Origin of the sequence: Bacillus sp. 22483, assembly GCF_052044605.1 — a bacterium.
Classification (GTDB): Bacteria; Bacillota; Bacilli; order Bacillales; family Bacillaceae; genus Bacillus; species Bacillus altitudinis.
On record NZ_JBQENU010000012.1, the window covers coordinates 1 to 26,098 of the forward strand.

28 protein-coding genes and 1 other annotated feature are annotated in these 26,098 nt (G+C 40.4%); of the genes, 6 read left to right on the forward strand and 22 right to left on the reverse strand.

The window, feature by feature from the left end:
* Positions 1-278 precede the first annotated feature (278 nt).
* The 3 genes from ACTJJQ_RS15650 to ACTJJQ_RS15660 form a co-directional block, all read right to left on the reverse strand.
* Positions 279-1,514 (reverse strand): TerD family protein, encoded by a 1,236-nt coding sequence (locus ACTJJQ_RS15650; protein ID WP_440600372.1) that lies wholly within the window; start codon positions 1,512-1,514, stop codon positions 279-281.
* A 373-nt stretch (positions 1,515-1,887) separates the two neighbouring features.
* Entirely contained in the window at positions 1,888-3,327 is a 1,440-nt protein-coding gene (gene bglA / locus ACTJJQ_RS15655) for a 6-phospho-beta-glucosidase BglA (protein ID WP_123766604.1), read from the reverse strand.
* Positions 3,328-3,336: 9 nt separating this feature from the next.
* Positions 3,337-5,235: a beta-glucoside-specific PTS transporter subunit IIABC gene (locus tag ACTJJQ_RS15660; RefSeq protein ID WP_440600373.1), complete on the reverse strand. Its 1,899-nt coding sequence runs from the start codon at positions 5,233-5,235 to the stop codon at positions 3,337-3,339.
* A gap of 155 nt (positions 5,236-5,390) precedes the next feature.
* Between ACTJJQ_RS15660 and ACTJJQ_RS15665 the strand changes: the two genes are divergently transcribed.
* Positions 5,391-6,101 (forward strand): GntR family transcriptional regulator, encoded by a 711-nt coding sequence (locus tag ACTJJQ_RS15665; RefSeq protein ID WP_046527583.1) that lies wholly within the window; start codon positions 5,391-5,393, stop codon positions 6,099-6,101.
* A gap of 39 nt (positions 6,102-6,140) precedes the next feature.
* Here ACTJJQ_RS15665 and ACTJJQ_RS15670 read toward each other — a convergent pair whose 3' ends face one another.
* Positions 6,141-6,704 carry an Imm64 family immunity protein gene (locus ACTJJQ_RS15670; protein WP_440600374.1) on the reverse strand — a complete coding sequence of 188 codons (564 nt, stop codon included), beginning with the start codon at positions 6,702-6,704 and terminating at the stop codon, positions 6,141-6,143.
* A gap of 322 nt (positions 6,705-7,026) precedes the next feature.
* Between ACTJJQ_RS15670 and ACTJJQ_RS15675 the strand changes: the two genes are divergently transcribed.
* A complete protein-coding gene (locus tag ACTJJQ_RS15675; protein ID WP_440600375.1) occupies positions 7,027-7,923 on the forward strand; it encodes a PhzF family phenazine biosynthesis protein in 897 nt (298 codons plus the stop codon).
* A 39-nt stretch (positions 7,924-7,962) separates the two neighbouring features.
* Here ACTJJQ_RS15675 and ACTJJQ_RS15680 read toward each other — a convergent pair whose 3' ends face one another.
* From ACTJJQ_RS15680 to ACTJJQ_RS15700, 5 genes are all read right to left on the reverse strand, one after another.
* Positions 7,963-8,823, reverse strand: a complete 861-nt coding sequence (locus ACTJJQ_RS15680; protein ID WP_440600376.1) for a LysR family transcriptional regulator — start codon at positions 8,821-8,823, stop codon at positions 7,963-7,965.
* A 13-nt stretch (positions 8,824-8,836) separates the two neighbouring features.
* Positions 8,837-9,343, reverse strand: coding sequence for a hypothetical protein (locus tag ACTJJQ_RS15685; RefSeq protein ID WP_142153380.1), 507 nt, complete (start codon positions 9,341-9,343; stop codon positions 8,837-8,839).
* A gap of 15 nt (positions 9,344-9,358) precedes the next feature.
* Entirely contained in the window at positions 9,359-9,865 is a 507-nt protein-coding gene (locus ACTJJQ_RS15690) for an LURP-one-related/scramblase family protein (protein WP_440600377.1), read from the reverse strand.
* A gap of 105 nt (positions 9,866-9,970) precedes the next feature.
* Positions 9,971-10,312: a darcynin family protein gene (locus ACTJJQ_RS15695; RefSeq protein WP_242732013.1), complete on the reverse strand. Its 342-nt coding sequence runs from the start codon at positions 10,310-10,312 to the stop codon at positions 9,971-9,973.
* 71 nt (positions 10,313-10,383) lie between these two features.
* The gene (locus tag ACTJJQ_RS15700) at positions 10,384-10,974 is read right to left on the reverse strand and encodes a Crp/Fnr family transcriptional regulator (protein WP_440600378.1); all 591 of its coding nucleotides are present in this window, start codon (positions 10,972-10,974) and stop codon (positions 10,384-10,386) included.
* A 100-nt stretch (positions 10,975-11,074) separates the two neighbouring features.
* Here ACTJJQ_RS15700 and ACTJJQ_RS15705 point away from each other — a divergent pair, with 100 nt between their 5' ends.
* Together ACTJJQ_RS15705 and ACTJJQ_RS15710 are read left to right on the forward strand one after the other, a co-directional pair.
* Entirely contained in the window at positions 11,075-11,323 is a 249-nt protein-coding gene (locus tag ACTJJQ_RS15705) for a hypothetical protein (RefSeq protein ID WP_072368203.1), read from the forward strand.
* A gap of 14 nt (positions 11,324-11,337) precedes the next feature.
* Positions 11,338-11,580: a hypothetical protein gene (locus tag ACTJJQ_RS15710; protein WP_046527577.1), complete on the forward strand. Its 243-nt coding sequence runs from the start codon at positions 11,338-11,340 to the stop codon at positions 11,578-11,580.
* A gap of 58 nt (positions 11,581-11,638) precedes the next feature.
* On the opposite strand, the gene ACTJJQ_RS15715 is transcribed toward ACTJJQ_RS15710, so the two are convergent.
* From ACTJJQ_RS15715 to ACTJJQ_RS15760, 10 genes are all read right to left on the reverse strand, one after another.
* Positions 11,639-12,487 (reverse strand): MBL fold metallo-hydrolase, encoded by an 849-nt coding sequence (locus ACTJJQ_RS15715; RefSeq protein ID WP_440600379.1) that lies wholly within the window; start codon positions 12,485-12,487, stop codon positions 11,639-11,641.
* 57 nt (positions 12,488-12,544) lie between these two features.
* Complete coding sequence (locus ACTJJQ_RS15720; RefSeq protein ID WP_440600380.1) at positions 12,545-14,374, reverse strand: hypothetical protein; 1,830 nt, start codon at positions 14,372-14,374, stop codon at positions 12,545-12,547.
* Between the two features lie 297 nt (positions 14,375-14,671).
* Positions 14,672-14,977, reverse strand: coding sequence for a nucleotidyltransferase domain-containing protein (locus tag ACTJJQ_RS15725; protein WP_113746786.1), 306 nt, complete (start codon positions 14,975-14,977; stop codon positions 14,672-14,674).
* Positions 14,967-16,115: an HNH endonuclease signature motif containing protein gene (locus tag ACTJJQ_RS15730; protein WP_234823382.1), complete on the reverse strand. Its 1,149-nt coding sequence runs from the start codon at positions 16,113-16,115 to the stop codon at positions 14,967-14,969. Before ACTJJQ_RS15730 ends, ACTJJQ_RS15725 begins: the two co-directional genes overlap by 11 nt.
* 315 nt (positions 16,116-16,430) lie before the next feature.
* Positions 16,431-16,910 carry a 23S rRNA (pseudouridine(1915)-N(3))-methyltransferase RlmH gene (gene rlmH / locus ACTJJQ_RS15735; RefSeq protein ID WP_017368434.1) on the reverse strand — a complete coding sequence of 160 codons (480 nt, stop codon included), beginning with the start codon at positions 16,908-16,910 and terminating at the stop codon, positions 16,431-16,433.
* 80 nt (positions 16,911-16,990) lie between these two features.
* Complete coding sequence (locus ACTJJQ_RS15740; RefSeq protein ID WP_008360116.1) at positions 16,991-17,161, reverse strand: CxxH/CxxC protein; 171 nt, start codon at positions 17,159-17,161, stop codon at positions 16,991-16,993.
* Between the two features lie 161 nt (positions 17,162-17,322).
* Positions 17,323-18,153, reverse strand: a complete 831-nt coding sequence (locus tag ACTJJQ_RS15745) for an energy-coupling factor transporter transmembrane component T family protein (protein WP_440600381.1) — start codon at positions 18,151-18,153, stop codon at positions 17,323-17,325.
* Entirely contained in the window at positions 18,144-19,859 is a 1,716-nt protein-coding gene (locus ACTJJQ_RS15750; RefSeq protein WP_335358007.1) for an ABC transporter ATP-binding protein, read from the reverse strand. Before ACTJJQ_RS15750 ends, ACTJJQ_RS15745 begins: the two co-directional genes overlap by 10 nt.
* A gap of 19 nt (positions 19,860-19,878) precedes the next feature.
* Positions 19,879-20,436: an ECF-type riboflavin transporter substrate-binding protein gene (locus ACTJJQ_RS15755; protein ID WP_440600382.1), complete on the reverse strand. Its 558-nt coding sequence runs from the start codon at positions 20,434-20,436 to the stop codon at positions 19,879-19,881.
* 14 nt (positions 20,437-20,450) lie between these two features.
* Positions 20,451-21,311 (reverse strand): SAM hydrolase/SAM-dependent halogenase family protein, encoded by an 861-nt coding sequence (locus ACTJJQ_RS15760; protein ID WP_041508072.1) that lies wholly within the window; start codon positions 21,309-21,311, stop codon positions 20,451-20,453.
* A gap of 112 nt (positions 21,312-21,423) precedes the next feature.
* Positions 21,424-21,694 (reverse strand) — a binding site (T-box leader).
* Positions 21,695-21,886: 192 nt separating this feature from the next.
* Between ACTJJQ_RS15760 and ACTJJQ_RS15765 the strand changes: the two genes are divergently transcribed.
* The gene (locus ACTJJQ_RS15765; RefSeq protein ID WP_008347476.1) at positions 21,887-22,576 is read left to right on the forward strand and encodes an ABC transporter permease; all 690 of its coding nucleotides are present in this window, start codon (positions 21,887-21,889) and stop codon (positions 22,574-22,576) included.
* Positions 22,577-23,458, forward strand: coding sequence for an ABC transporter ATP-binding protein (locus ACTJJQ_RS15770; protein ID WP_017359972.1), 882 nt, complete (start codon positions 22,577-22,579; stop codon positions 23,456-23,458).
* Positions 23,459-23,497: 39 nt separating this feature from the next.
* On the opposite strand, the gene ACTJJQ_RS15775 is transcribed toward ACTJJQ_RS15770, so the two are convergent.
* From ACTJJQ_RS15775 to ACTJJQ_RS15785, 3 genes are all read right to left on the reverse strand, one after another.
* Positions 23,498-23,962 (reverse strand): GNAT family N-acetyltransferase, encoded by a 465-nt coding sequence (locus tag ACTJJQ_RS15775; RefSeq protein ID WP_035704176.1) that lies wholly within the window; start codon positions 23,960-23,962, stop codon positions 23,498-23,500.
* Positions 23,963-24,030: 68 nt separating this feature from the next.
* Positions 24,031-25,218 (reverse strand): S1C family serine protease, encoded by a 1,188-nt coding sequence (locus ACTJJQ_RS15780; protein ID WP_035704177.1) that lies wholly within the window; start codon positions 25,216-25,218, stop codon positions 24,031-24,033.
* Positions 25,219-25,299: 81 nt separating this feature from the next.
* Positions 25,300-26,094, reverse strand: a complete 795-nt coding sequence (locus ACTJJQ_RS15785; RefSeq protein WP_035704178.1) for an MBL fold metallo-hydrolase — start codon at positions 26,092-26,094, stop codon at positions 25,300-25,302.
* Between the last annotated feature and the right edge of the window lie 4 nt (positions 26,095-26,098).

Genomic DNA, 26,098 nt, shown 5'->3' on the forward strand with positions numbered 1-26,098 from the left:
TCGCGGAGTTCCTGATAGTGTTTTGCCCTTGTATCCATGGCACTGGTTAGTGCTTTTGCATCAAGTATCTTGCCCAGATTAAGCCACTCCCTCCATTATTGATCATAAAGTCTATTTTACCGTGACCTCCAAAACGGAAAAATAGGCTAAATGACATAAAAAATGGAATGGACTCTCTATTCAATTTACCCTCTACAATGGATAAACGAGTTTATCCATTGTAGAGATCTAGAAAAGGCCAGACAGTTCATTATACTCTGTCTAGCCACATGTTCACGTTACTTATAATCATTGATTGGTCCTTTATCCATCAAAACATCGATCTCATTTGAATATTTCATTTTTAACTTCGGTCTACGCTCAGAGTTTGGTTTACTGTAAAGCTCTAGTGGACGGATGATCACGCCATCATTTGTGTTTTGAAGAATACCTGGAACACAAGAATAAATCCGATCATTGTCATTTGCATGTTTCGCGTGAATCGTGACAGACGTTCCTTGATGATTATCGATACTCATAGACACTCTATATCTATAGAAAGAACCTGTTCCATTTGATTGAGCAGAGTAAACAACGGGAACCACCGCAAGGATATCATCATTTAACCTTAGTTTAATGACTTCTGTTTTCATTGATTCACGATCTCTACCGACATCTCCCATATGCTCAACAGCCCCGTTACCGTAACTTTTGAGAGCGGGAACACCTTTTGCACCAAACATGGCCACATCTATTTGTTTTCCTGATTTCGTATAGACCAATGCGTAAATATCATAATCGGTTCCAGACTCCCAAGATACTGTAGCCGTAATCTCTGGTGTTTTTTCAATGATGATCGGTTTATGACCTTTGTCTAGACTAATTTTACCTTGAACTTTCTCTAAGCTAATAGGTGCAGCGACTTTCTGTTTAGCGGCTGTGTTCATTGGAGCAGGCTCATTAATTTGTTTTTCAGAAACCATTTCAGGAGGTGTAGAAACATCCTGTTCATCAGGTTCAACCTCTACCCCATAAAGCTTGCATAGCCCTTCCAATCCAGAATCGAAGCCACGCCAGATGGATCGTGCTTTCGTTTCACTATTTCTTATGTATAGCTCTACTACGACAATACCCTTTTCATTTGTAAAGCTAACTGGTGTTAGGTATAGCACCTCATCACCTGTTCGAATTTCTGCTTGCAGATTCTTCACATGAGAAAAGCCGATTCCTCGATCCTCTGTTAGTGTAATAGCCATCTTTGTGATTCCGACAGGCACTTTGCTCATATCAAAATTCAATTGATGTCTTTTCAACTGATCTGATATCTCTGCTGGTAAAAGTGTCGCGACACCCGTAGTACTCTCCGGCTGATTGTAAAAAATAATGCCATTATCTCCTTGAACTAGATTTGAATCTGTTAAGAGAAACGCCGTTAAAGAAATATCAATTGCAGATGACACTTCATAACTGATGGATAATTGCCCCTTTGGAGAGTTTAGTACGGTATTGGCACCCATTTGCAGAGTTTGATTCATTTCAACAACTCCTATTCTTTATCTACCATTTATCGTTTTTATAGACCAATTATACCAAATAGTGCAATAGAACCTATTAATATCTTTCTCTCTTTTCATCTCTGCAATGATATGAGACAATGCCACCTAAAAACAAACTACTCTCGAAAGGAGAATCAATGTGTATAAAAAAATCATCCCAGCTGTTACAGTGATATTCGGTTTTTGGATTCTTCTTCAATTAGCATTTAGTATCAATATCTTTCACAATCCAATGAATTATTTTATTGTGATCACTCTCTTTTTTCTTTGTATTCAGGCTACATTGAAGCATAGGAAATAAAAAAACCCGGACAAGCGCATCCCACGCTCATCCGGGCCAGTCATTTCTTTATTACACTTCTTCACCATTCGTTGCGATGACGTTTTGATACCAAGTAAACGAATCTTTTTTAAGACGCTTCATTGAACCATTACCTTCGTTATCACGGTCAACATAAATCATGCCGTAGCGTTTTTTCATTTCACCGGTTGTGAATGACACGATATCAATGATGCCCCAAGGTGTGTAGCCGATGAGGTCCACACCGTCATATTCAACCGCTTTTTTCAGTGCTTGAATATGAGAAGCGAGATATTGAATTCGCTCTGGGTCATGAATAGAGCCGTCTTCTTCCACTTGATCAATGGCACCAAAGCCATTTTCCACAATGAATAGCGGGATTTGATAGCGATCGTAAAAACGATTCAATGTATATCTTAAGCCTGTCGGATCAATGGACCAGCCCCAGTCACTTGATTTGATATACGGATTTTCTACACCATGTGGCAATGCTCCATTGACAATGTCTCCGTTGTGATCAGATACTGCATCGCTTTTGACCGTTGTTGACATGTAGTAGCTAAAGCCAAGGTAATCTACTTTTCCTTTTCTTAAACTTTCTTCATCGCCTTCTTCAAATGGAATGTGATAGCCTTCGCGCTCAAATTCTTTTAACGCGTAGCTTGGATAGTAGCCACGCACTTGGACATCTGGGAAGAAATAGCGCTGTCTCATATATTCTTCTGCCAGCATGACATCCTCTGGGTTTGAGGAATATGGATAAATTGGCACGTGGGACACCATCGCTCCAATTTGAAAGGACGGATTGATCTCTTTTCCTTTTGCCACTGCCCATGCACTTGCAAGCAATTCATGATGTCCCGCTTGATACATGACTTCTTTGGCATTTTCCCCTTCTTTGACAGATACCCCTGAATTTGTCCAAAGGAACAACGGGTTGTTGACGTCCATTTTGTTATTGATTTCATTAAATGTCATCCAGTACGTGACCTTGTCCTTGTAACGATTGAAGCATACTTCCGCGAATTTCGCGAAATATTCAGCGACTTTTCTGCTTCGGAATCCGCCGTATTCTCTTGCCAAATGGAGGGGCATTTCAAAGTGAGACAACGTAATGACAGGCTCGATTCCATGTTTAATCAGTTCATCAAACACATCATCATAAAACTGTAAGCCTGCTTCATTCGGCTCTTCTTCATCCCCTTTAGGGAAAATTCGGCTCCAGCCGATCGATGTTCGCAAGCATTTTAATCCCATTTCAGCAAACATGGCGATATCCTCTTTGTAACGGTGGTAGAAATCAATGGCTTCATGGTTTGGATAAAAAGTTCCTTCTTCTATCGTTTCCGTGATCTGTCTTGGTACACCATGAGCACCGGCTGTCATCACATCTACAACACTCGGCCCTTTGCCAGCTGCATTCCATCCACCTTCGAATTGATGAGCGGCTAATGCCCCGCCCCATAAGAAATCTTTTGGTAAAGTCATTATCTATTCCTCCTATTTCACAATTGTCAACATGACGTCAGTTGGCTGACATGTCGAACGTTCCTCTACAATCACATCTTCGTATGCTTGGGTATTGGTAATGATAACAGGTGTGATTGTTTGTAATCCTTTGCTTTCAATTGCTTCCTGATCAAATGTCATCAACAAGTCACCCTTTTTCACCTTGTCGCCTTCTTTGATATTGAGTGTAAATGCCGATCCATCTAGAGAAACCGTATCAATTCCTACATGAACAAGTAACTCTACACCAAATTCAGAACGCAAACCAATCGCATGTTTTGTTGGTGCAAGCATGACGACACTGCCATCAAACGGTGCAAACAGTTTGTTATCGGTCGGATGAACGGCAAAGCCTTTCCCCATCGCCCCAGAGCTAAATACGGCATCTGGTACTTCAGATAACGAAAGCACCTTTCCTGTAAGTGGAGCCGTGATCATTTCTTCATTGTTCATAGAAGCTTGTGTCGTTTCTCCGTCTTGATCTTTAAGAGGTGTTTCACCAGCTGACTGTTCTACTGTATCTTCTCCATATCCGAACATTTGAATAAGCACAACTGGTAAAATCAGCGCAATGGCCACACCAATCAAAATACCAATGATAGACGTTGGATAATCTGCACTGATTCCGTTCACAATGGTCAGCGGGCCAGGCAGCCCTGCATATGCAAAGTAATAAGGGTTAAAGAAGCTGGCCACAACGGCACCGACCGCTCCAGAAATACACCCAAAAATAAACGGCTTTTTAAAACGTAAGGTGACACCGTAAATCGCAGGCTCCGTAATACCGAAGAGTCCTGTGATTCCAGCTGAAACCCCAACTTTCCGTGTTTCCCGATTTCTTGCTTTTAAAATAACTCCCAGCACCGCACCGACTTGAGCGATAACAGCGATGGTTTGATATGCCTGAAAGGAGTCACGTCCATATTGTTCAAAGTTCGCAAGTACCATTGGCGTAATGCCCCAGTGAACACCGAAAATCACGAGTACTTGCCAGAAACCACCGATAATGGCCCCTGCCAGAGCTGGCACATTTTCAGCTAAGATATTGTATCCGTTTGCAATCCCATTTGCACCTGCTGTCGAAAGAGGACCGATTAATAGAATGGTTAACGGAACCATGACGACCATACATAGAAATGGGACAAATAGCGGTTTGACAACCTCATGAATTCGTTTGTTTAAGAATTTTTCTACATAAGAAAGAATCCATACTAAGAAAAGCGGTGGCAAGACGGATGATGTATAAACCGTTTCAGATAACGCAATCCCTAAAAAGGTCACACCTTCCCCTGATGCTACACGTCCAGCAATCTCTGTCCAAGAAGGACTGACAAGCGCTGCTGTACAAGCAACCGCGATATACATATTCGTTTTGAAATGCTTGGCTGCAGTTATCGCAATAAAAATGGGCAAGAACGTAAACGGTGCCCAAGAAATAAAGCTAAACACTTCATAAGTGCCTGTTTTCGAGAAGCTTGGAAATATCAAATTTATTAAGATAAGTGCACCTTGCAAAATACCAGCTGCGGCTAAAATATACACAAATGGCGCAAACACAGCGGACATGGTCGCAATGACCCGATTCAGTATCGTTCCTTTGTGTTCATTCGGCTGGTCATCATCCGACGTTTGAAGCTGAACAAGATTGGAAAAATGCTCATATACCTCACCTACATGCTGACCGATCACAACCTGAAACTGACCACCGTTTTCCACCACTGTAATGACGCCAGGCATGGCGTTGATTGCTTCTTTTGCCTTTGGATTAGAGCGCTTCAGCACCAAACGCAGCCTCGTGGCGCATCTTGCGGCACTCACCACATTTTCCTCTCCGCCAACTGCTTCTAAGATGTCTTCTGCAAGCTTTTGATAATCCCTCACTTTTGACATATAAAACCCCCCTTTATCACCACTAGTATATGTACATTATAATTATACCGGTACAATTTATCAATGCCTATATAATTTAAGTTTGCATATCAAAGAGAAATCGGGATGTGCTATAATACAAAGACAATAAATCGTGAAAACAAAGAGGAATGGCTATGTTAAAGTATCAACAAATTGCGAGCGATATTGAAAAATATATTGTCACACATGAGCTGCAGCAAGGAGACAAACTTCCTGTGCTTGAGACGCTCATGAATCAATTTGCTGTGAGCAAAAGTACAATTATCAAATCATTAGATTTACTCGAAAGAAAAGGGATTGTCTATCAGGTGAGGGGCAGCGGCATCTTTGTGAGAAGGCACAGGCGCAAAGGCTATATCAGCCTTTTATCCAACCAAGGATTTAAAAAAGATTTAGAGGAATTTCAACTGACATCAGAAGTTCTCACGTTAGATACCGTCAAACCGCCAGAAGAAGCTGCGCTGAATTTAAACATTGAACCAGATGAGGATGTTTTCTACCTTAAACGCATTCGTTACATCAATGGACAAACTTTATGTTTAGAAGAGTCCTATTACCGGAAAACCATTATTCCTTACCTCAACACAGAAATTGCAGCCGATTCTGTTTTTAAATTCATTAGTGAAGGCCTTGGTCTTAAAGTGGGCTTTTCTGACATGTACCTGCAAGTTGGCAAACTAAACGAAACTGAAGCGAAGCACCTCGGACTTAAGCAAAATGATCCTGCTCTTCGCGTCGAAACCGTCTTTCATCTCACAAACGGCCAGCCTTTCGACTTCTCGAAAATCACTTATAACTACATGCAATCCCAATTTTTTATTCAGGCGAATAATTATTATGGGTGATGAAAGGAAAAAGCCTCCTGAGACATTCAGGAGGCTTTTTTACTGTTCTCTTTTAACCTTTAAATATTTCTTCCCTCTCTCTTGAGTAATTAGCCCGTCAATGAGAGTATCACCATAAAAAATGACTAAATAATCCCCTTTACCTATAAGAACAACTGGAAAAGCATGATGTTTTTGCAGACTCATTTCAACATCATCTGGATGAATCTCGACTTCTATTTCATGTCCAATGAATGAATACTCGAACGTAAGAGTATGATAAAGTTCTACAAGACACTGTACGATCTCCTGTTGAATACGAACGACATCATGTGAAACAACCTCTGTCCACTTTAAATATAGAACGAATCCCACAAAACCAGCTTCTTTTTGTATGTTCATGGTCGTATGTTTTAGACATGTTCCCTCCAATTCAAATTCTGAATAAAAACCTTCCAAGTAATTGTTTTTGATTTTATTCTCTTTTACATCATGTTCGATCCATGCTTCGCCGTTAGCGTCCTGACTAAACTTTACCTTCGTTATCAATATTCCTTTTTTTGTTAAAAAGTCAGTCAGTTTGCGAAAAGTGATTGTTAAATGAATGTCATCATAGAATACCAATCCAATATTGATATATCCTCCTAAAGCTATGCTGACCCCCTCGCTTTCTTTTTGTTTTGTTCAAGCATACTACAAAAAAGCAGATTCTCTTTGAACCTGCCTTTTGATCCGATATTATTTTCTTTCAGCCTTAAACGACTTTACCGTCTTACTACTCTCCGACATTCCTTTTCCTGTAACGGTAAGACCTTTCCGCCCTTAGCGCCTAGTTGTTTGATATTACATGAACAATTCCAATTCATCACATTCAAAAGATTCATTTTACGAATGCATCATACAAACTTATGATGAACATAACAACATGTTTAGGAGGATTCGTCAGATGAAAGATATTAGAGTGTATCATGTCGATGCGTTTACAACTGAGAAATTTGGAGGTAATGCCGCTGGGGTGGTGTTGGATGGGGAATGGTTAACAGAGGATGAGATGCAGAATATCGCCAAGGAGTTGAACTTACCCGAATCTGTTTTCTTGCTGCCGGCACATGATGAGGAAGCTGATTATCGAGTGAAATATTTCACTCCAACGGAAGAGGTCAATTTCTGCGGGCATGCGACGGTTGGGTTGACTTGGCTTTTAGCGACAGAGCTAGGGATGGCTAAAGAAAAATCAGGGGTTGTGTTAGAAACAAAGATCGGCCATGTTCCCGTTGTATGGCACGAAGTGAATGGCAAAGTTGTGGATGTGGAGATGACACAGGTCACGCCAAAGACGCGAGATTTTATCATCGATGTAGAAGAGCTTAGTGACATGCTCGGTATAAGCAGTGACAGGATTGATCCATCCTATCCTATAAAATTAGCAAACACCGGAAACTGGCATCTCCTGGTTCCGCTGAAACATCAGGATGACATTGATCAAGCGGCACCAAACTTAGCAGCTTTAGGGAAATTGAATAAAGCGCAGGGTATCACAACGACTCATCTTTATACGTTTCAATCCACAAAGGACTGTGATCTTTATACAAGGGATTTTGCACCTGGCATTGGTATACCCGAAGATCCTGTAACCGGAGCAGCAAACGGAGCATTAGCCGGATATCTGTATTTGGAAGGGATCATTCCTCAGCAAGAAACCACTCATCTGCGCATTGCTCAAGGTGATGCCATCGGCAGACCAGGATTGCTTCGTATCACGGTCATTCCGAATGAAGCAAAGCCGGTGATTAAAGTTGCAGGTGCAGCGGTTATTACCATTCGCGGGGTAATCACGCTATAAATTGATCAGCTTGAATAGAGACTCTCGTTCAAGCTGAATCTATTTAAAATGATCTTTGACCGCTTCAATCCATCTTTTAGTAGAGGGAGAGGCTGCGTTAAAAGATTTAAACGCCATATTGATTTCGCGATAAACACTGGTCTCAAGTGGAATTACGTTCGCATGAGGCACCTGAGGCGGCAAAATCAACTTCGGAATGATCGTGAGCCCAATGCCTTCCTGAACCATAGAGATGAGCGTATTGTTGTCCCCAATCTCAAATAAAACATGGGGTTTTACGCCTCTTTCTTTTAATATTTTCTTAATGAGTTGATCACAGCCCGCTTTTGGCATAATAAATGGTTCATCTTGGAACGAAGCCACTTCCATCACCTTCTTTGTATGGAAACGATGACTCTCTTGCATGAGCACTACCAATTCATCTTGAAACAGTGGAACAGTTTCCAAATCTCTAGATGGCTGTGTTAAAAACCCAAGATCAACTGTGCCAGACGCGATCCACTCTTCAATCTCTTCATAGCCGCCTTCGTATAACTCCAATTGGATATTGGGATAACTTTTCGTAAAACGATGAATGAGCTGCGGAAGCATTTTTGAAGAAAAACTAGAGAACGTGCCGATCTTGATACTCCCCACTTCCATCCCTTGAATCAACGCCGCCTCCTGCTCAAGCAATGACGCATGATGAATGATTTGGCGAATATGGGGCATCACCCGCTCACCTGCATCTGTCAGCGACAGCCCGTTTCGATTCCGATGAAGCAGCACAATCCCAAGTTCTGACTCAAGCTTCGCCATATTATGACTCACCCCAGACTGCGTCAGCCCAAGCTTCTCTCCAGCTTTTGTAAAGCTGCCGCATTCGACGACTGTTTGAAATACTTTGTATGGGAATGTCATTCGTTTGCTCACCTCACTTTAGATCTTGGCAAAACCTACTGTTAGACATGTCTGTGATTTTTCGATTTAATTGTTGTTCGACCAATTGAAAACATGCCTGCTGAATCCATAAACGTTTAAATGTATAGAGTTGTTCTTTTTCATCGCCATGCATCTCTTCATCTTTTTCTAACTGAAAATCTGTCAATTCGATTTTGTCATGAACATGCATGTGAATAAAAACATGCGCATTGTGAAAATCATGCATATGCTCTACTAAAGCTGAGATATTGGTGATAAAGTCATCAAATATATCTTCTTCTAGCGTTTTCTTGAGATCTAGATGGCTGTGCACATCCATTGATATGTAATTATCTCTTTCATCCAGTTCTTCTTGAGTGGCCAGAGGGTTATCATGAATCGTTGCTTTTCTATTTAAATCTGTAATCGAGAAATAAACGATGATGTCTTTATTATCGAGAAATTCATACGCCCATATCTCTGCATCTCTTAATCTTAAAATGCGGGTGAGATTGTCCAACTTTAAACCCTCCAATTAATTATTCATCGTCGTCGACGAAGACCTAGACGCCGCTTCATCCGCTTTCACACAATCAATCGCAACAACCAATGCAATCATCACAGGCTCCATCTCTTGTTTCAAAATATCCACCTTGTAGCTATCCCCCCAAGTAAACCATTCCTTCTTTACCTGACCAATCACTTCGCCGCTTTGCAGCACTTGGAAATTCATATCCCACCAGTTCCCTTGTACTTCGATTCCAGCAGCATCAATTGAATATTTTGCTTTGAAGAACGTAAACTCTTTTTTGATCGTCAATACCTCTTGCCCACCGACTTCTACTAAAAACTTCGGTAAAAAGCTAAACATTTTCTTCGTAATTACAGCGATGACTTCTCGTTCTGTATTCAAAATGGTGAACGTCTTTGGCACCTTCATAAAGCTGCCTTCGACCACATATACATCATTTTCCTGTTGGTCCTTTACCGTAAACCTGCCGCTCAGACTAAATACCTTTTGCTTCATATACAGCTGCTTCATAAGTACCTCCGATTCAGTTCAAAAATTTATCCGTTCTTACCTTACCCCTGATTATACCAAAAAATAGAATGTGCAAAAAACCACCTGATAGCAGGTGGTTTTCGATTACTGGTCCATTTTCAGAGATTCTTTTTCATATGTTTGAAAAGCATCTTCCATTCCCTTGATGACTTCTTTAATTTTGACATAACCACTTGTGTAAGGAATAGAATCTCTAATCTCTTCCCACATAAAATGATAGAACTTCAGGTCATCTGTTTCACACATCACAAAATCTGTGTAATCCTTACCTGGAAGAGCTTCAGCATCAAAAAAGCGCACCGTCACATGTTCCTCATATTTTTGCATCAACTCTTGCAGCGAAGCCGCATGGGTTCTGCGCTCCTCTCGTGGTAAAGCAAGCCAAGATGGATAGAACTCTAATAAAACAACCATCATATATTTCATCATCAAGCCCCTCGATTCTTCTATGATGTGATGATTGTACGCCAGATCTAGAGAATGTGCATTAACATAGGTTAATGTTCAGCAGGATGCAGTAGCCTGCTCAGCGAAACTGGAGAAATACCGATATATGAGGCAATATGATATTGAGCGATACGTTGATGTAACCCGGGATATTTCAATAAAAACGCCTGATATCGCTCAATGGCTGGCAAATAGAGCAGTTCCCTCTCACGCTCTTCCTTTCTCGTATACAGCCTTTCTACACTCACCCGAACAAACCGCTCCCACATATGACTGCTGTTCATCAACCTTTGAAGTAGATCATACGGAATTTCAATCACGATAGAATCCTCCATCGCTTCAATCGAATAAGGAGAAGGCTGCCCGTTGATCATACTTGCATAAGAAGTAGCAAAATCATCTTCCAACGTAAAAGCCACGTTGTACTCCCTTCCATCCGGTAACAAATAGAAGAGACGGAAGAGACCTGTTATGCAGAAATAGGCATGCTTCACCGGATCGCCAGCCTTGATTATGCATGTACCTGCTTTTAACTGTTTAATCGTTGTTCCATCTTTGAAAGCTTGCCAATGATTTTGTTCAATTGGATATTTCGATATTTTGGTTTTGAACGTGTCGTATAGGTCAGTTATGTTGTCCATCTGTAAGTAACCTCTCTATTAATAGAAGAATTGATAAAAAATGGTGTCAGAAAACACTCAGGTTATAATGGAAATATAAGCGATGATGAGAGGAGAAACAATGAAAAAAATCACTTTTTTTGACTGGACCATCCATTTACAAGCAGACTTAACAGCGATTACAGATCATCATGAAAAGAAAATGGTCATTTTAGAGCCATCTATTGAACTAAATAGCATCATCTGGTTGGATGACAACAACGAGCTACAAATCAAACCTACTTGGGATTGTGTCATTTCAATTGATCCAACCAATAAATCACTGACAATCCGGCAAACAAAAGAAGTATTCGGAGATGTGTACGAATGAAAATAGGAGGAACTATGAAGAAAACCACTTTTTATGATTGGACCGTTCACTATCCTGAACATTTAACAGCCGTCAAAGATGATACAGAAAAGAAAATGGTCTTTCTAGAACAGACTGTTGAATTTAAAGGAATTATTCGTATTGATGAGAATGATGAACTGCAAATAAAGCCCACTTGGGATTGTGTCATTATTATTAATGCAAAACAGATGTCTGTCACAGTTCGTGATGCAGAAGACTTTGTAGGTTTACCATAGAAATAAAAAAGTCTCGTTTGAGGAAAATCACTCAAATGAGACTTTTTTTATTTATTATTTAATATCCATTTACAAAGCACTCTATAGTTTCTAATTCATCTTCTTTCAGTTCTCTGTTCACGTACTTTTGATATTCATTCGTGATTTTCTGCTTATCTCCACCACATAGATCAGTGAATTTCGCAATCTTCCTAAGCTTGTCTGTTTCCTGTCGAAACTCCTCTTTTGTCCACGGCCTTTGGTGCGATGGAATATACGTCTCCGCATCAAATGCATCTAACTCATCTAAAAGACGCAAGATTTCTTTTACCGTATAATGTACTTTTTCTGCATACATTTTCGGATAAATGCAATCAGCAAGAAACAGGATTTTTTCCTCTTTCACATACACGATCACTGAATCTGCGGCATGATCGCCTCCAATATGCTGCACAACACAAGTGACCCCGCCAAGATCAATCTCCATCCGACGATCAAACGTGACATCCGGTAAAACCACCTGAATCTCTCGATGATTCTTATATTCTTCTTTGATGGCCTTCGCGCAAAACTCAATCTCCGTTCCTTCCTTCACCCGCTCATCAATCGCCTCATCTGACCACGAAAACGGAACAAGCTCCTCCATTTTCTTTCTTGTCTGTGCAGAAGCAATTGAAACCGTATCAGGTAGCGCAGGCAGACCAAAGATATGATCCCAATGCCAATGCGTGAGGACAACGAGATCGGGCTTGGCGTTCTCGTGTTTTAAAGTTTCTTTGATAAAGTATTTGGCATGATCTTCTGAGTTGCCGGCATCAATCATTAATGTTTTGTCATTGCCTGCGACCATGCCTAGGATGGGGCGGTCGGTGAGTGATACTGGTGTGATGTAGGAGAAGGTTTGGCCTATTTTTTTGATTGTGTGCATGGTGTTCCTGCTTTCTGATATTTTTAGATTTTTGATTATGCGGTGGTAAATCCAATCCTATTTCTTTAATAAGTATTTGGCTAACTTTCGATCTTCTTTATCCTTTGTCTTCACAGCAATATGTTCAATCAATTCTCTTGTGGCCGCTTGCTGAGAATACGAAGGAGACCATTCCCTTAATACACTTAAAGCATGATACTGTAAATTTCCATCATCTGATCTAAGTGCAGCTTGAATCAATGGCAATCCTACACCGTCGTGTTCATATAAATCTTGCACAATATATTGTAGACAAGCCACTTCATCATCTGAGAGGTTTGATAACGATAAATGTGTTTCTGCAAATGTACAAAGCTCTCTAATATGCTGGTGTGGACTTGTGTCCATCACAGCAAAGTATATTTCACTATTTGTCGGATCTTTCTCAAGCAAAGCAAATAGATGCTCAATCACATCTAAACGATAAAAGAGAGCGATTTTAAGTGCTTGGGAGCTGAAACCCTGTTGTAACGAATCGATTGCAAGCTTTGGCCATCTACTGTCATTGATAAACGGTTGAACAGCTTCCTGGATAGCCTTATAATCGTCCTGTTTCCATGAAGCATTCAATCGGTCTTCCCAAATCTCTTGTTCATCATTTAAAAACTCATTTATTTTCAATATTGGATAAAAGTCCTCAATTGATTGACAGTGCTTATGAGCATGGTGAATAAAACGGCAGAGAACTAAGCTTGCATTTGGATACTCTTCGATACCATAGTTAGAAACCTCATCTTCTAATAATGCTTGAATGATGAGACTCGCTCCATCATATAATTCTTTGGAAATTTCATCTTTTGATAAAGCTGTTTCCAGATCACCATTAAGAGCACAAGTATAAGCTAAGTATTCATTCATGATTGTATTTTCGCAGCCCTTTGTTAGGAGCCATCGTTTTATTTCTGGCGTCGATGCTTCCAATTGCTCAACAGCCGAAATCTTCCCCCATCCATCGACGGACTTTGCAAGACGCCAAACATGTTCGTTTCCTTGAATTGTGCCATTCTTCAATGCAAACACGACATAAGAAGTAAATTCTTCATGCATACCTATTGTGAATAAAAGCTCTTTGTATTTTTCACAGTTTGTACATCCCAGTATCATGACTGCAAATTTGACTACCTCCCGATGTGCTGCATGCTCAAGAAGCCATAACGCTTCTTGCTGTACACGGGATTCATCCCATTGTGTTTGCTGAAATCGTTCAATTAATTCACTACTACGGCTGGCCATATTGTTAGAAATGATTTTTTCATATGTTTTTTTTCTAGTTTCGTTTGTAGGATGATTCAGTTGTATTTCAAAAAGCTTCAATAGTTTCTTCACATAAAAAGGGGCAGGTCGTTCATCTACATAATAATCAGATAAACCGGGAGCCAATCGTGGTTCATTTTCGTCAAATAAATAATCTTCATCGGGTAAACGATCATCTACTATTTTATGATGTGTTTGAATTTGTTGTTGAATAAAGGGAACGATTTTCTCTTTATGATCCCATGATAGAAGGTCTATCTTCATTGATTCATCTAAAACCGTTTCATGATCTACCTTCACCATACAACGAAATCGTACATACCCACCAAGTTTAACGGACACTTTGTGTTTTGTACCATCTTGAAGTTCCAATATCCCCGATAATGTTGAATATGGAATTATATGAGACAATACACTTTTTCGTTGCTTTTTATCAACTGTCACACCATCAATGATCAGTTGTTCTTCTTTTATTTGATTTATAATTTCTATAGAATGCCCTTTATAATCAATTTTCCACGTTTTATTTATTTCTTTTTCTACGTCTTTTATTACGTTACGCATTTCACGTTTAAAGTCAGCTTTAAAACTCATGGAAGTCTCCTTTAACTTTAAATAGTTATGGATTGAATATATATTGAATCTTCTAACGTAAATAAAGGTATAGGAGATAATTAGATTCCCGTACCTTTTGATTTAAAAAGTGAATTATGATCCAATTACCTTACATAGTGCAACAGCAGTTTTCTAAGAGCAATAAATTTCAACCATCTATACAAATGTAGTTTTATCTTCCACTGAACAAAGAATTATTTGGTTAAAAAGTTTAATTACTTAATAATAAAAGTGAATTCACTTGAGATATTATCATTTTTTAAATATAAGGATTTTTCATTTCAGTCTTAAGTAATTTGAGGTTAATCTAATTATAAAACCTAACTCTTCTTCCTCACGTTCACTTAGTACAGTTAAATCAAAGGAGAGTTCATATGATTGATCAAAAAAAGTGACTATCTTATCCAAATCAATTAAAAGTTGATTAGAAAAATCTTTGTAAACTAGCAATAAATCTATATCATTTGGGGATCTATTCTCATTGAGAATTGACCCAAATAAATACACACTTTTAAATGATTTAAACAATTCTATATGATATAGAATTTTCTCTACGACAAAATCTTTTGTATTAAATTCCATTAATGTATTTATAAAATTTATCCATTGTTAGTAATGTTACTTTCATTTCTTTTGCTAGTTCGTATGCTTCCACTGAAATACAACACTCACCATTCCAATTATGTAAGTTTAAAACCACACATTTTTCCTTTGGACATAGTTGTTGTAATTTAACTTTACTTAAGCAATACTCATAAATAAAAACTATATTTACACCATTTACTGTAATTTCTTTTAGATTGTCTACCTCTAAAAAATCAAAATTTAAACCTCTTGATTTTATAACTTTTAAAGCATAATTTAAACTTTTGAATCGTACATTAACTTCCCTAAAACAATTACTATCATAGTATAATTGTCTTAACATTGGAGTGTCATTTAGATAAATCTTTTCAGAAAAACTGTCTTTTTTAACCTGTATATATGGATTATTAATGCCTAAAACAATAGATTCAAATTCCCCCTTATTCAGTAATACTGATATTAAACTCTCAATAGACTCTACAGATGGCATAAAGTTTTCATGTACAGGTTTTATTCCAAACAAGGAGTTAATCTCAGCCGGAAATAATACATGTCTTATTTTTTCTTTACTTATTCGAGTAGCTTCAAATTCATCAATATGAAGCATAAATCTTTGTACTAATGCTAAGTTTGAGTAACTTTCCTGAGAATGATTTTGAATCAACTTAGTATTATTTTTCAAAATTTTTCTTATTTTTCTATTATTTGATATAATTTCGCCTTCAAAAATGTCCCATAATTCCCTTTGGTTCTCTGAATAATAGTTTTCAAAAATTTCTTGATTACGTAATAATAATATAACTACTTCACTTTTTAATTCCTCAAATGTATCATACTCTTTACTAAAAAAACGCTCAAATTCAACCTTACGTATTTGTTTCCATTTTTCAACATCATCAGCACTGAATGCACTGTTTTTATCAAAATTTGTATGACAATTTGGACATAAAATAATTAAATTTTCATACGAGTTGTCTTTAGTATCACAATAAGGACTTATATGAGCCTTTTCCATTATGTCGCCACTATCTTTAAATAAATCTACTTTACACTCTGGGTTCATACATCGCCCCATAGATTCAGCATATATCCTTCTTTCAACCTGAGTACTTATCTTTCTGCTCACCTCGTTCATCTCCTTTAAACTCACTGCTTTAGTCTCTCTCTTTACTGCATTAAAGATTCACGTTACTCTAGCCTTACTATACTTAATAATTTCTTTAAGTTTTAAAACACTAATATATTTTATAGGATTCACAATTAATATATCTACTGTTATAAACACCTACAAATAAAAATCAAAATTAATTTAATTATAGCAAATAATAACAAATTCAACATCATAGCAATTTAATATGTTAATTCATAAACTTATTAATAATTCAAATAAAAACAACCGCCTAAAACGCTGGCAAATCAACGTTCTTGATGGTTCTTTTAAAAACCCCATCTACTTATGATAAGGCTCCCCCCGCACAATCCGAAACGCCCGATAAATCTGCTCCACCAACACCAACCTCATCAACTGATGCGGAAACGTCATCTTCGAAAACGACAGCTTCTCATTCGCCCGCTGCATCACAGCATCGCTTAACCCAAGGGATCCGCCTATGACAAAACACACCTTACTTTTTCCGTATGTTGCCAGCTTATCTATTGTATCGGCTAATTCTTCGGAAGTTTTCATTTTTCCTTCGATGGCGAGGGCGATGACGTGGGCGTCTGGGTTGATTTTGCTTAGGATGCGTTCGCCTTCTTTGTCTTTGATGATTTTCATGTCTTGCTCGCTGAGATTCTCGGGTGCTTTTTCGTCTGCGAGCTCAATGATCTCGATTTTTGCGTATGCTTGTAATCGTTTTGTGTATTCGGCTATGCCTTGCTTTAAATATTTCTCTTTTAATTTTCCTACTGTGATAATTGATATATTCACAGGTCATCCCCACCTTAAGAACAAGTTATTCATATAAGTTATCAACAATTGTGGATAAAATTTGTGTATTTTGTGTCCGATCATTCGTTCCCCACTATATATATTGCAGGTTCATCGCACAATTCACAGGTTGTGGATAAGCTGTGTGTATGTTCGATTTTTCTGAATTCTGGCGGTGTTTCGTGATCATCTATGTACATGTCTAGTACGGTTTCTATATGTTCTGCACAAGCATAAAGTGATTTGTTCATAAGTTTCTAATTCCTCCAATATGTTGTTTGGTTATTCACATGTGTTTCGCTCATTGTTCAATATAACCGATTTATTCACATGTTAATAGTCTTTTACCATTTTCCACACCTTTTATCCACAAACCAAATAAAAAAGCCTCCACTCCTGTGAAGGCTCCTTCCTATAAAAATGGATTATAAAATCTCGTTCCTCTAACAAATGTAATCACTAGCGACACAATCAGTACCGTTCCAACAAAGATTAACGCCGCATAGTCTGCTTTTTGAAAGTCTTTCGCCGTAAACCATGTGCGCTTTTTATGCTTTCCAAACCCGCGCAATTCCATCGCATTGCTGATCGTTTCAATCCGCTCTAGGCTGGAGAAAATCAGCGGCATCACAATCGACAGCGCATTTTTAATCCGTTTTCCCAGTTTTTCATTCTTCGATAAATCAATGCCTCTTGCTTGCTGAGAAATGGCAATCGTTCGAAAATCACGCTGAATATCTGGGATGTAGCGCAGAGCAATCGCTACCGCATACGAAATCCGGTAGCTGACCCCGATTCTGCTGAGCGATGAGGCGAATTCACTTGGATTTGTTGTCACGATAAATAAAAGCGCCGCTGGCATCACGGTCACGTATTTCAGTGTAATGTTCAATTGATAGAAAAGCTGTTCAAGTGTGACATTGTACCAGCCTACAATGTGAAACAGCTCGTGCTTCGCTCCATAGATGGCGACACCTTGCTGAGGCGCAAAGACGTAAATGGCGATGTTATTGATGACAAGAAAAATCGCCAAGACAATCACTACGAAAGAGATATCACGAAATCGTACGTTTGATAGCTGAAAGAACACGATACTGGCAACTAGCATAAACACTAATACGCCTGTATCATATGTGAGCATCGCTGCGGATGACCAGAGGATAAAGCAAATGAGTTTGGTTGCCCCTGTCAGCCGGTGAATTGGCGATGGGCGATCGATATAAGACAGCATGTCTACAGCCATGTCATTCGTTCCTTTCTGTCAACCTCAATGAAGCGATCCACGAGTTCATTTGGATTCGGCCAGTCTGCTTTTAGCGCCAGTTCATACAGCGACGTTTCTTTTAAGCTCGCCTTTTGGACTAGCAGCTGATCTGTCAGCACTTTGGCTGGTGTATCATCTGCGATTTTTTCTCCATTTGAAATGACAATGGTTCTTGTTGTGTATTCGAGCATCAAATGCATATCATGGGTGATCATCAAAATCGTGACGCCCTGCTGATTTAATTGCTCTAAAAACGTCATCATCTCTGTGTAATGTCTAAAATCTTGACCGGCCGTTGGCTCATCTAAAATGATGATTTCTGGTTCTAACACAAGAATGGATGCAATGGTGACGCGCTTTTTCTGTCCAAAGCTGAGGGCTGAGATCGGCCAGTTCCGAAATGGATACAGCCCGCACACTTTCAGGACTCGCTCTACACGATCCTTGATGTCATCTTCCTGTACACCTCTTAAAACGAGACCGAGGGCGACTTCATCAAAAATCATTTGTTTCGAAATCATTTGATTTGGGTTTTGCATGACGACACCGATTCGTTCGGAGCGCTGTTTGATGGTGTCTCCTGAGATGTCATTGCCATTTAAAAGGATTGTCCCTTTTGTTGGCTTTTCAAATGCGCAGAGCACCTTGGATAGTGTCGTCTTGCCTGCGCCATTGGCACCGGCGATGCTGATCATTTCTCCTTTTTTGACGGTAAAAGAGATGTTGCTCAGCGTGTTTGGTCTTGTCGGATAATCAAAGCTCAGCTCACGCACTTCTAGTAAATCCGGCGCTTCATTCTGCTCGACTGATGGCTCAGATGCTTCCATCCATTGCTCGATTTTCTCTTTTGCCTCGTCATTTAAGGTGAGATGCTGTAAATTAGCGATCTGATCTCCTGCTGCAATCGGAATACCTGCATATTTCATCGCTCTCACATATAAAGGCTCACGTAAATACGCCGCTTCTAATACATTTGAGGCGAGCAATTCATCTGGTGTCATATCCGCTGCAATCGTGCCGTCATTGACGACGATGATGCGGTCGACATGGCGGAAGAGGACGTCTTCCAATCGATGTTCCACCATCACGACCGTTTTTTTCGTTTCTTTTTGCAGACGGTCAATGAGATCGATCACTTCTTTACCTGTTGCGGGATCAAGGCTTGCCAGTGGTTCATCAAACAGCAAAATGTCGACATCGTTGACAAGTACGCCTGCGATGGCGACACGTTGTTTTTGACCGCCTGACAGCTCATGCACGGATGATGCCAGTTTGCCGTCTACCTCTGTTAATTTTGCCGCTTTCTCGACACGTGTTTTCATTTCTTCGCGTGTGACTTGATCATTTTCTAGTGTGAACGCGATATCTTCTCCAACGGTCAGCCCGATAAATTGTCCATCAGGATCTTGCAGCACCGTTCCGACGAGCTGTGAGAGGGAGAAAATGTTCTCTTTCTCTGCATTTTTCCCGCCGATGTGAAGACTTCCTTCCATAGAACCTTTATAAGACGCAGGAACTAGCCCATTGATACAATGGGCTAGTGTGCTTTTTCCCGATCCAGACGGGCCTGCGATGAGAACTTTTTCTCCCTCATAGATGGTCAGGTTGATATCTTTCAATGTTGGTTCTGCCTGACTGCGATACTTGAATCCGAAATGTTCGAATTGAATCATCGGTTTCTTCATTTATGTGTTCCACCTTGCTTCATGATGTTTCTTTCGATAGACTGCCGCTTTTGCTTCTTGTTTTCGCATAAGCCGCAATGATGATGGTGCCTAATACACCGACTGTGATGATGTTTGAGATTCCTGCTACGATGCCTTGAAAAAATACTTTGTTAGCAGGTTCTGCATAGATCACAATGTCGAGTACCGGCGCAATGACAAACCAGCCTAATGCTTGTGCGCCGACTTGGACGGCGTTGAAGAACGCAATTTTTTTCCAGCCAAAGTCACCCTCTTCTACTTTTAAACGGTTGGAAATTAAACCGATCATCAAACCTACCAAACCAGAAACGATAATCCAGCTCCACCAAGGTCCAAATGTGGTGGCATCTTTAATGAGATGACCAATAAATCCAATCAATGCGCCTGCAACAGGACCAAATAGCACGGCCATTAACGCAAGGAACGCGTACGATGTTTCAATTTGTGTATTCGGAATCCCAGTTGGAATGGAGACGAAGCGTCCTAAAATGACAAAGACGGCTGCGCCAATTCCGATGGCAACGACAGTTTTCGTTGAAAGTTGTTTACCTGCCATGATGTTTCCTCCTCTTATTCATATATAATGCGCGGAGCTTTGCGAATCGAAAGGCGCCAGCCTGTGCCTGTACCGATGTTATAAGCCTTTGCAAATGACCCTTGATTGATCGCCACGCCTAAATGATCGAGTGAATTGACATATACGAGTGGTTCGCCTACCTTTAAATCGGCAAAAGATCGTCCATAGGTCATGATATTTTTATACACATTTTTTGGCCCGTTGGCAATGGTAACTTCTATTGCATCCCCATAATTGATTGAAAGCTGTTCAAATAACGTATGATGAATGTTTGTCCATAGGTTTCCGAACCGCACATCTAAAATATCAATCGTCCCTGTGATCACTTCTTCTTCCGCATAAGCTTGTACGACTGGAAGGTGAATAATGTCCTCTATATTCGCCTTTGGCCCGACCTCTTCAAAAGAAATCACACCTGAAGCAATTCTCGCGCCTGTATAGGCGTAAATGTCTCTACCATGGAATGTATGTGATTTCCCTGACTTCGGCAGACGGTTGATGGTTTCATCTAAATACCGAGCCTCCACGATGCCAATATCCTGTGCGACATGCGTAAGTGTCCCATTATCAGGTGTGATGATGTAGTGTGAGCTTGTTGTTTTGACGACAAGGCTCTTTCGCTCTGATCCAACGCCTGGATCAACAACGGAGACAAATACCGTTTCTTCCGGCCAATATGTAACCGTCTGAAGCAAGCGATAAGACGCTTCCCAAATGTCATATTGGGGAATGTTGTGAGTTAAATCAAAAATGCGGATGCCGTTGCTCACTGTATTGGCTACGCCGTACATTGCGCTGACCGCTCCATCATCAATACCGAAATCTGATTGTAAAACCAATGCATGTTCACTCATGTTAATCTCCCTTTCATTTGAAAAAATGGTTGTGGTGTTTCACGTGGAACATTTGAACATTTGTATGAAAAAAAAGTGGACAATAAAAAATACCCCATCCTTATCTATGAATCATAAGGACGAGGTATTTGTCTCGTGGTACCACCTTTATTTACTGTTTGCTCGCGCTAAACAGCCTCTACAAGTACAAAGCTCCAATTTGGCTCATATACTGTGGTTTTGATAACGAGTACCAACTCTCGTCGTCACCTACTAATATCATGGATATGTTCAGCACGAGGCTCAGAGACCATTTTTCGAATCATTATTTTTGCTTCTTTTCAGCTGCCGAAGCTCTCTGTGGAAAAATTGATGATTGTACTTTCTCTCGTCATTGCCTGTTTAACTATCTTGAATTAAAGCTATCATACATGATGTTTTTTGATAAATCAAGATATTTTTCTGAACATTTTTAAAAATGAGTTAACTGTTCTGGAAGAGTCTTCTTTTTTATAAAATTTAAGCAAATGTTAAAGAGCGAGATATGGTGTCTTTCTTTTCTAGCGGTATAATAAAGATGAAGGGAGGTACAGTGTGTGTGGACCATCTGTATGAATGAATTTAAGCAGCTCTTCAAAAGCACAAAATCCATCTTAACAATTGTTATTATTTTCATTTTATCTACTTTTGTATCAAGTCTTCCATTTATAGCTGCTTATCAAGGGAAGTGGGAACAGGCAAAGGACCCTTATTCCATTGGGAATGAACTAGTGATTTCGTTATTTGGTTTCTTCCTTATTTTTTTATTATCTCATGATATTTTGAGCCGCGAAATTCATTTGAAAACCATTCGTTTTCTCGTCAGCAAAACGACCCGTTTAAACATTGTCATCGGGAAATATCTTGGGCTGATGCTGTTTTGGCTCAGTTGCATTATGACCACATATATATTAAATATGGTGATTTCACATCGTTTTCTGTTCTCTGATGCCTTAAAAATATTAACGTTTATCAGTGTCGGCATCTCCTGTGCTTTGTTTTTGTCCATGCTCTTTCCAACACCACAGAAATCGATGTTTGTTGGCATGTTGTTTTCCTTTCTATTTCCAATCATGAGCATGATGTCTGTTCTTTCTTCAGAACGGTTGATTCACTGGTTCCAATACGTGACGCCTTACTATTATGCGCGCTGGAGTGAACCGCTGACCTATGTGCTGATGAATGCCGCATTGACTGTTGTCTTACTCGTTGGAACTGCACTACTGTTTCAGAGGAGGGATGTCTAAGTGCTTCACACAAAAGGGCTGACAAAAAAATATCGGACGAAAGTCGCAATAGATCATATTGATCTTGATATCCATCAAGGGGATATCTTCGGCCTCATTGGACCGAAGGGTGCTGGTAAGACGACCTTCTTTAATATCATTACAGGGATCTCCCGCCCCACCTCTGGCACGTTTATCATGATGAACATGACATCGTTAAAAAAAGTACGTCATCATATCGGTGTTCTGCCTGAATATACAGATTTATATGAAGGGCTGACTGCTATTGAGCATATTGCCTATTTATCGAAAATTACGGGTACTCGGCAGAAAACGAGCTATTATGAAGAATTACTCGAATTTGTTGGCTTACATCGTTATCATCAAGAGAAAGTCGGTGCCTTTACACCTGGGATGAAGAAACGGCTCGGAATGGCTCAGGCCATCGCTCATCGGCCTGACTTTATTTTACTTGATGAGCCTTTTGCGGATATTGATGCAGATTCTATCTTACATATCCAGCGGGTGATTGAATCGTTAAAATTTGAAGGAAAAACTGTCTTTTTAACAGCAGACGAGCCAAGGTTCACCCAACCTATTTGTACCAAAACAGCTTTCATATCTGAAGGAAAAATCGTGTCCTCAAGTACTCATCCTCAAGAGAAAACCATCACGTCTTCAACCATTCGTGCCACCTTCAAGCATGCATGGATTGATGATGAGGTGAAGCCTGTTCTCACGCAGTACTTACAAAGTGTGGGAACAGACCTTGTGATCAGAGATGACGAGACCTCATTGTTGATTCGTTCAGAAGCTCAAGTCCCAGCCATCATCCGTGCGTTTGTGAAATGCAAAGTCGACCTATACCGAGTCACGGCGCAAGATGCCATGATGTCCACATAAAAAAGTACCGTACGCTCTCTGCACGGTACTTCTCTTTTTTTATAAAGGTTTGCTCATGTAAATCCCTGTCTCAGCAAATCCCGTTTTCTCATAAAGTGAGCGGGCGATTTGATTATGGGCAAAGACATGCAGCGATAGTTTCTTCACACCTAATGACTTTGCCTGCTCTTCTAATGCCGCCATGGCCTGTTTTGCCAACCCTTTTCCTCGATACGCTTCAAACAAAATAAAATTATAAATAAAGCCTTCATGCTGGGGATGATCTGGATCATAGCAAAGCCATACCCATCCAATGGCTTCTTCTCCATGTAAGATGTTCCACAACTCATGATCTTCTGTCTGAAGTCCTTCAGGAAGCAGCCGGTCAAATTGTTCCTCTGCGTTCTTTTGCGCTTCTTCCTGATTCCATGTCCCTGCGTGTACCTTTTCTTCTGCGTACCGCTTAATGGCCTTCTCTATCAAGACGTCATAATCTGTTTGCGACATTGGTAGTAATGTGACCAATCGTATCTCCCCCTTTTCTTTATCATATGCCGGGCATGTAAAAAAAGCCAGTCCCTTATAGGAACTGGCTAGCCACCGAACTGATCGGTTTGGGAGAGTTTGATCTCGACTGATTTTTTCTTTCCGCTTCGGTAAAATTGCACCTTTACCTTGTCGCCTACTTTCTTTTGATAAAGATATTTACGCAGATCGACGATGTTTTGTACTTCCTTGCCGTCAAACGACGTCACGACATCCAGCTCTTTTAACCCTGCTTTCCCTGCTGGAGACAAAGGCTCGACACTCATCACGACGACTCCGGTTGTGACCTTTGATGGCAGTTTTAACGTTTCCTGCCAATGATAGCTCGCAATATCTGCTAGTGATTTCATCCCAACACCAAGGTACGGACGCTTCACCTCTCCATAGCGCTCTAAATCCTCTATGACAGGGATCACCAGATTCGCAGGAATAGACAGCCCAATCCCTTCCACCTCTGACTCAGCAATCTTCATTGAATTGATGCCGATCACTTTGCCGTCCATATTGATCAAGGCTCCGCCGCTGTTCCCAGGATTAATGGCGGCATCCGTTTGCAAAACTTCCGCATTCCAATCCGTCTGTCCATCACCATTAGAATCAACAGGGATCGCACGCTCCGTTCCAGAAATCACACCTTGTGTGACGGAGCCAGCAAATTCAAGGCCTAATGGATTTCCAATGGCGATGACAGGCTCACCTGGTTTGACATGGTCTGAATTGCCGAAGGCAGCGGTTTTTTTGATCTTATCACTTTTGACCGTGAGTACCGCTAAATCCATAAGCTGATCACTGCCGACAAGATTTGCCCCGATCCTTGTCCCGTCCTGAAGGCTCACTTCAAGCTGGTTTGCGCCTTTGATGACATGATGGTTGGTCACAATATAAAAGGTGTCACCCTTTTTTTTATAAATCACACCTGACCCGCTGCCTGCTTCACCGCCTTCTTCCCAAAAGCTCGACTTTTGAATGTTAATGACGCCGACAACCGTATCCGACATACTCGATACCACTTTTGTGACCGCATCATTCACGTTCACATTGACGGTCTTTAAAGGGCCATCTGATGCCTGCTGATCTCCAGCTGACTGCCAGCCAAAGGGGCTGCCGCTTTGTCCAGACACATAGGGGAAAAAGAATCCCATTAAAAAAGCTCCTACCAATACACCGATCAGACCAGATAGGAAATATCCTTTTCTGCTTCGTCTCGGCTTCCACTCTACATCGCGATAATCCACTATGTTTCCTTCCTTTCAGTGAATAGATGATGTATATAGTGTTGGTAAGAAGCTCTTATCTTAATCATACGATTGTAAAAATCATACGGCGCAAAGCGGGGTTGCTTTTTTCGGGTCCGTATCATATAAATCAAAGCCGTCCCCTACAACAAAGCCCTTCATTTCAAGCGTCTGCTGGACCGCCATACGGGCTAAGTCCTTCATGTTGTTGTCTTGACTCAAGTGGGCCAAATAAATGCGTGAGGTGGCGTCTCCAATCACGTCTGTCATAGCAAGAGCTGCATCTTCATTGGATACGTGTCCGACATCGCTCAAAATTCTGCGTTTAATACTCCAGGGGTAGCGCCCCATTTGCAGCATGCCGACATCATGGTTGCTCTCAAATACGAACGTATTGGCTGATTTAATAATCCCTTTCATCCGGTCACTCACATAGCCTGTATCCGTCATAAGGGCAAGTTTACGCCCGCCATAATGGAATACGTAAAACATGGGCTCTACCGCATCATGTGATACGCCAAATGATTCAACATCGAGTCCGCCGAATGATTGAACCGTCTCCATATCAAAGTGGAATTTCTGCTCCGTATCCACTTTCCCAATATGTGACTCCATCGCCTTCCATGTTTTCGCATTTGCATAGACAGGAAGCTTGTACTTTCTTGCCATCACACCGAGTCCTTTAATATGATCTGAGTGCTCGTGTGTGACAAAAATTCCGTCCAAGTCTTCAGGCTTGCGATCGATTTGACCAAGCAGCTCTACCATCTGTTTGCCGCTTAAGCCCGCATCTACTAAAAAAGCATGCTCGTCTGTTTCTAAATAAAAAGCGTTCCCCGTACTTCCGCTCGCTAGTACACTGAACTGCAAGCTCATGTTC

Coding starts and splice junctions, on each gene's coding strand:
- ACTJJQ_RS15725 (WP_113746786.1), bottom strand. CDS start 14,977: ATGGAATTTAATACAAAAGATTTTGTCGTAGAGAAAATTCTATATCAT.
- ACTJJQ_RS15740 (WP_008360116.1), bottom strand. CDS start 17,161: ATGAACAAATCACTTTATGCTTGTGCAGAACATATAGAAACCGTACTA.
- ACTJJQ_RS15755 (WP_440600382.1), bottom strand. CDS start 20,436: ATGGCAGGTAAACAACTTTCAACGAAAACTGTCGTTGCCATCGGAATT.
- ACTJJQ_RS15675 (WP_440600375.1), top strand. CDS start 7,027: ATGAAAGATATTAGAGTGTATCATGTCGATGCGTTTACAACTGAGAAA.
- ACTJJQ_RS15680 (WP_440600376.1), bottom strand. CDS start 8,823: ATGACATTCCCATACAAAGTATTTCAAACAGTCGTCGAATGCGGCAGC.
- ACTJJQ_RS15750 (WP_335358007.1), bottom strand. CDS start 19,859: ATGAAGAAACCGATGATTCAATTCGAACATTTCGGATTCAAGTATCGC.
- ACTJJQ_RS15690 (WP_440600377.1), bottom strand. CDS start 9,865: ATGAAGCAGCTGTATATGAAGCAAAAGGTATTTAGTCTGAGCGGCAGG.
- ACTJJQ_RS15760 (WP_041508072.1), bottom strand. CDS start 21,311: ATGAGTGAACATGCATTGGTTTTACAATCAGATTTCGGTATTGATGAT.
- ACTJJQ_RS15720 (WP_440600380.1), bottom strand. CDS start 14,374: ATGAGTTTTAAAGCTGACTTTAAACGTGAAATGCGTAACGTAATAAAA.
- ACTJJQ_RS15650 (WP_440600372.1), bottom strand. CDS start 1,514: ATGAATCAAACTCTGCAAATGGGTGCCAATACCGTACTAAACTCTCCA.
- ACTJJQ_RS15700 (WP_440600378.1), bottom strand. CDS start 10,974: ATGGACAACATAACTGACCTATACGACACGTTCAAAACCAAAATATCG.
- ACTJJQ_RS15660 (WP_440600373.1), bottom strand. CDS start 5,235: ATGTCAAAAGTGAGGGATTATCAAAAGCTTGCAGAAGACATCTTAGAA.
- ACTJJQ_RS15665 (WP_046527583.1), top strand. CDS start 5,391: ATGTTAAAGTATCAACAAATTGCGAGCGATATTGAAAAATATATTGTC.
- ACTJJQ_RS15705 (WP_072368203.1), top strand. CDS start 11,075: ATGAAAAAAATCACTTTTTTTGACTGGACCATCCATTTACAAGCAGAC.
- ACTJJQ_RS15745 (WP_440600381.1), bottom strand. CDS start 18,153: ATGGCTGTAGACATGCTGTCTTATATCGATCGCCCATCGCCAATTCAC.
- ACTJJQ_RS15715 (WP_440600379.1), bottom strand. CDS start 12,487: ATGCACACAATCAAAAAAATAGGCCAAACCTTCTCCTACATCACACCA.
- ACTJJQ_RS15785 (WP_035704178.1), bottom strand. CDS start 26,094: ATGAGCTTGCAGTTCAGTGTACTAGCGAGCGGAAGTACGGGGAACGCT.
- ACTJJQ_RS15695 (WP_242732013.1), bottom strand. CDS start 10,312: ATGAAATATATGATGGTTGTTTTATTAGAGTTCTATCCATCTTGGCTT.
- ACTJJQ_RS15730 (WP_234823382.1), bottom strand. CDS start 16,115: ATGAACGAGGTGAGCAGAAAGATAAGTACTCAGGTTGAAAGAAGGATA.
- ACTJJQ_RS15710 (WP_046527577.1), top strand. CDS start 11,338: ATGAAGAAAACCACTTTTTATGATTGGACCGTTCACTATCCTGAACAT.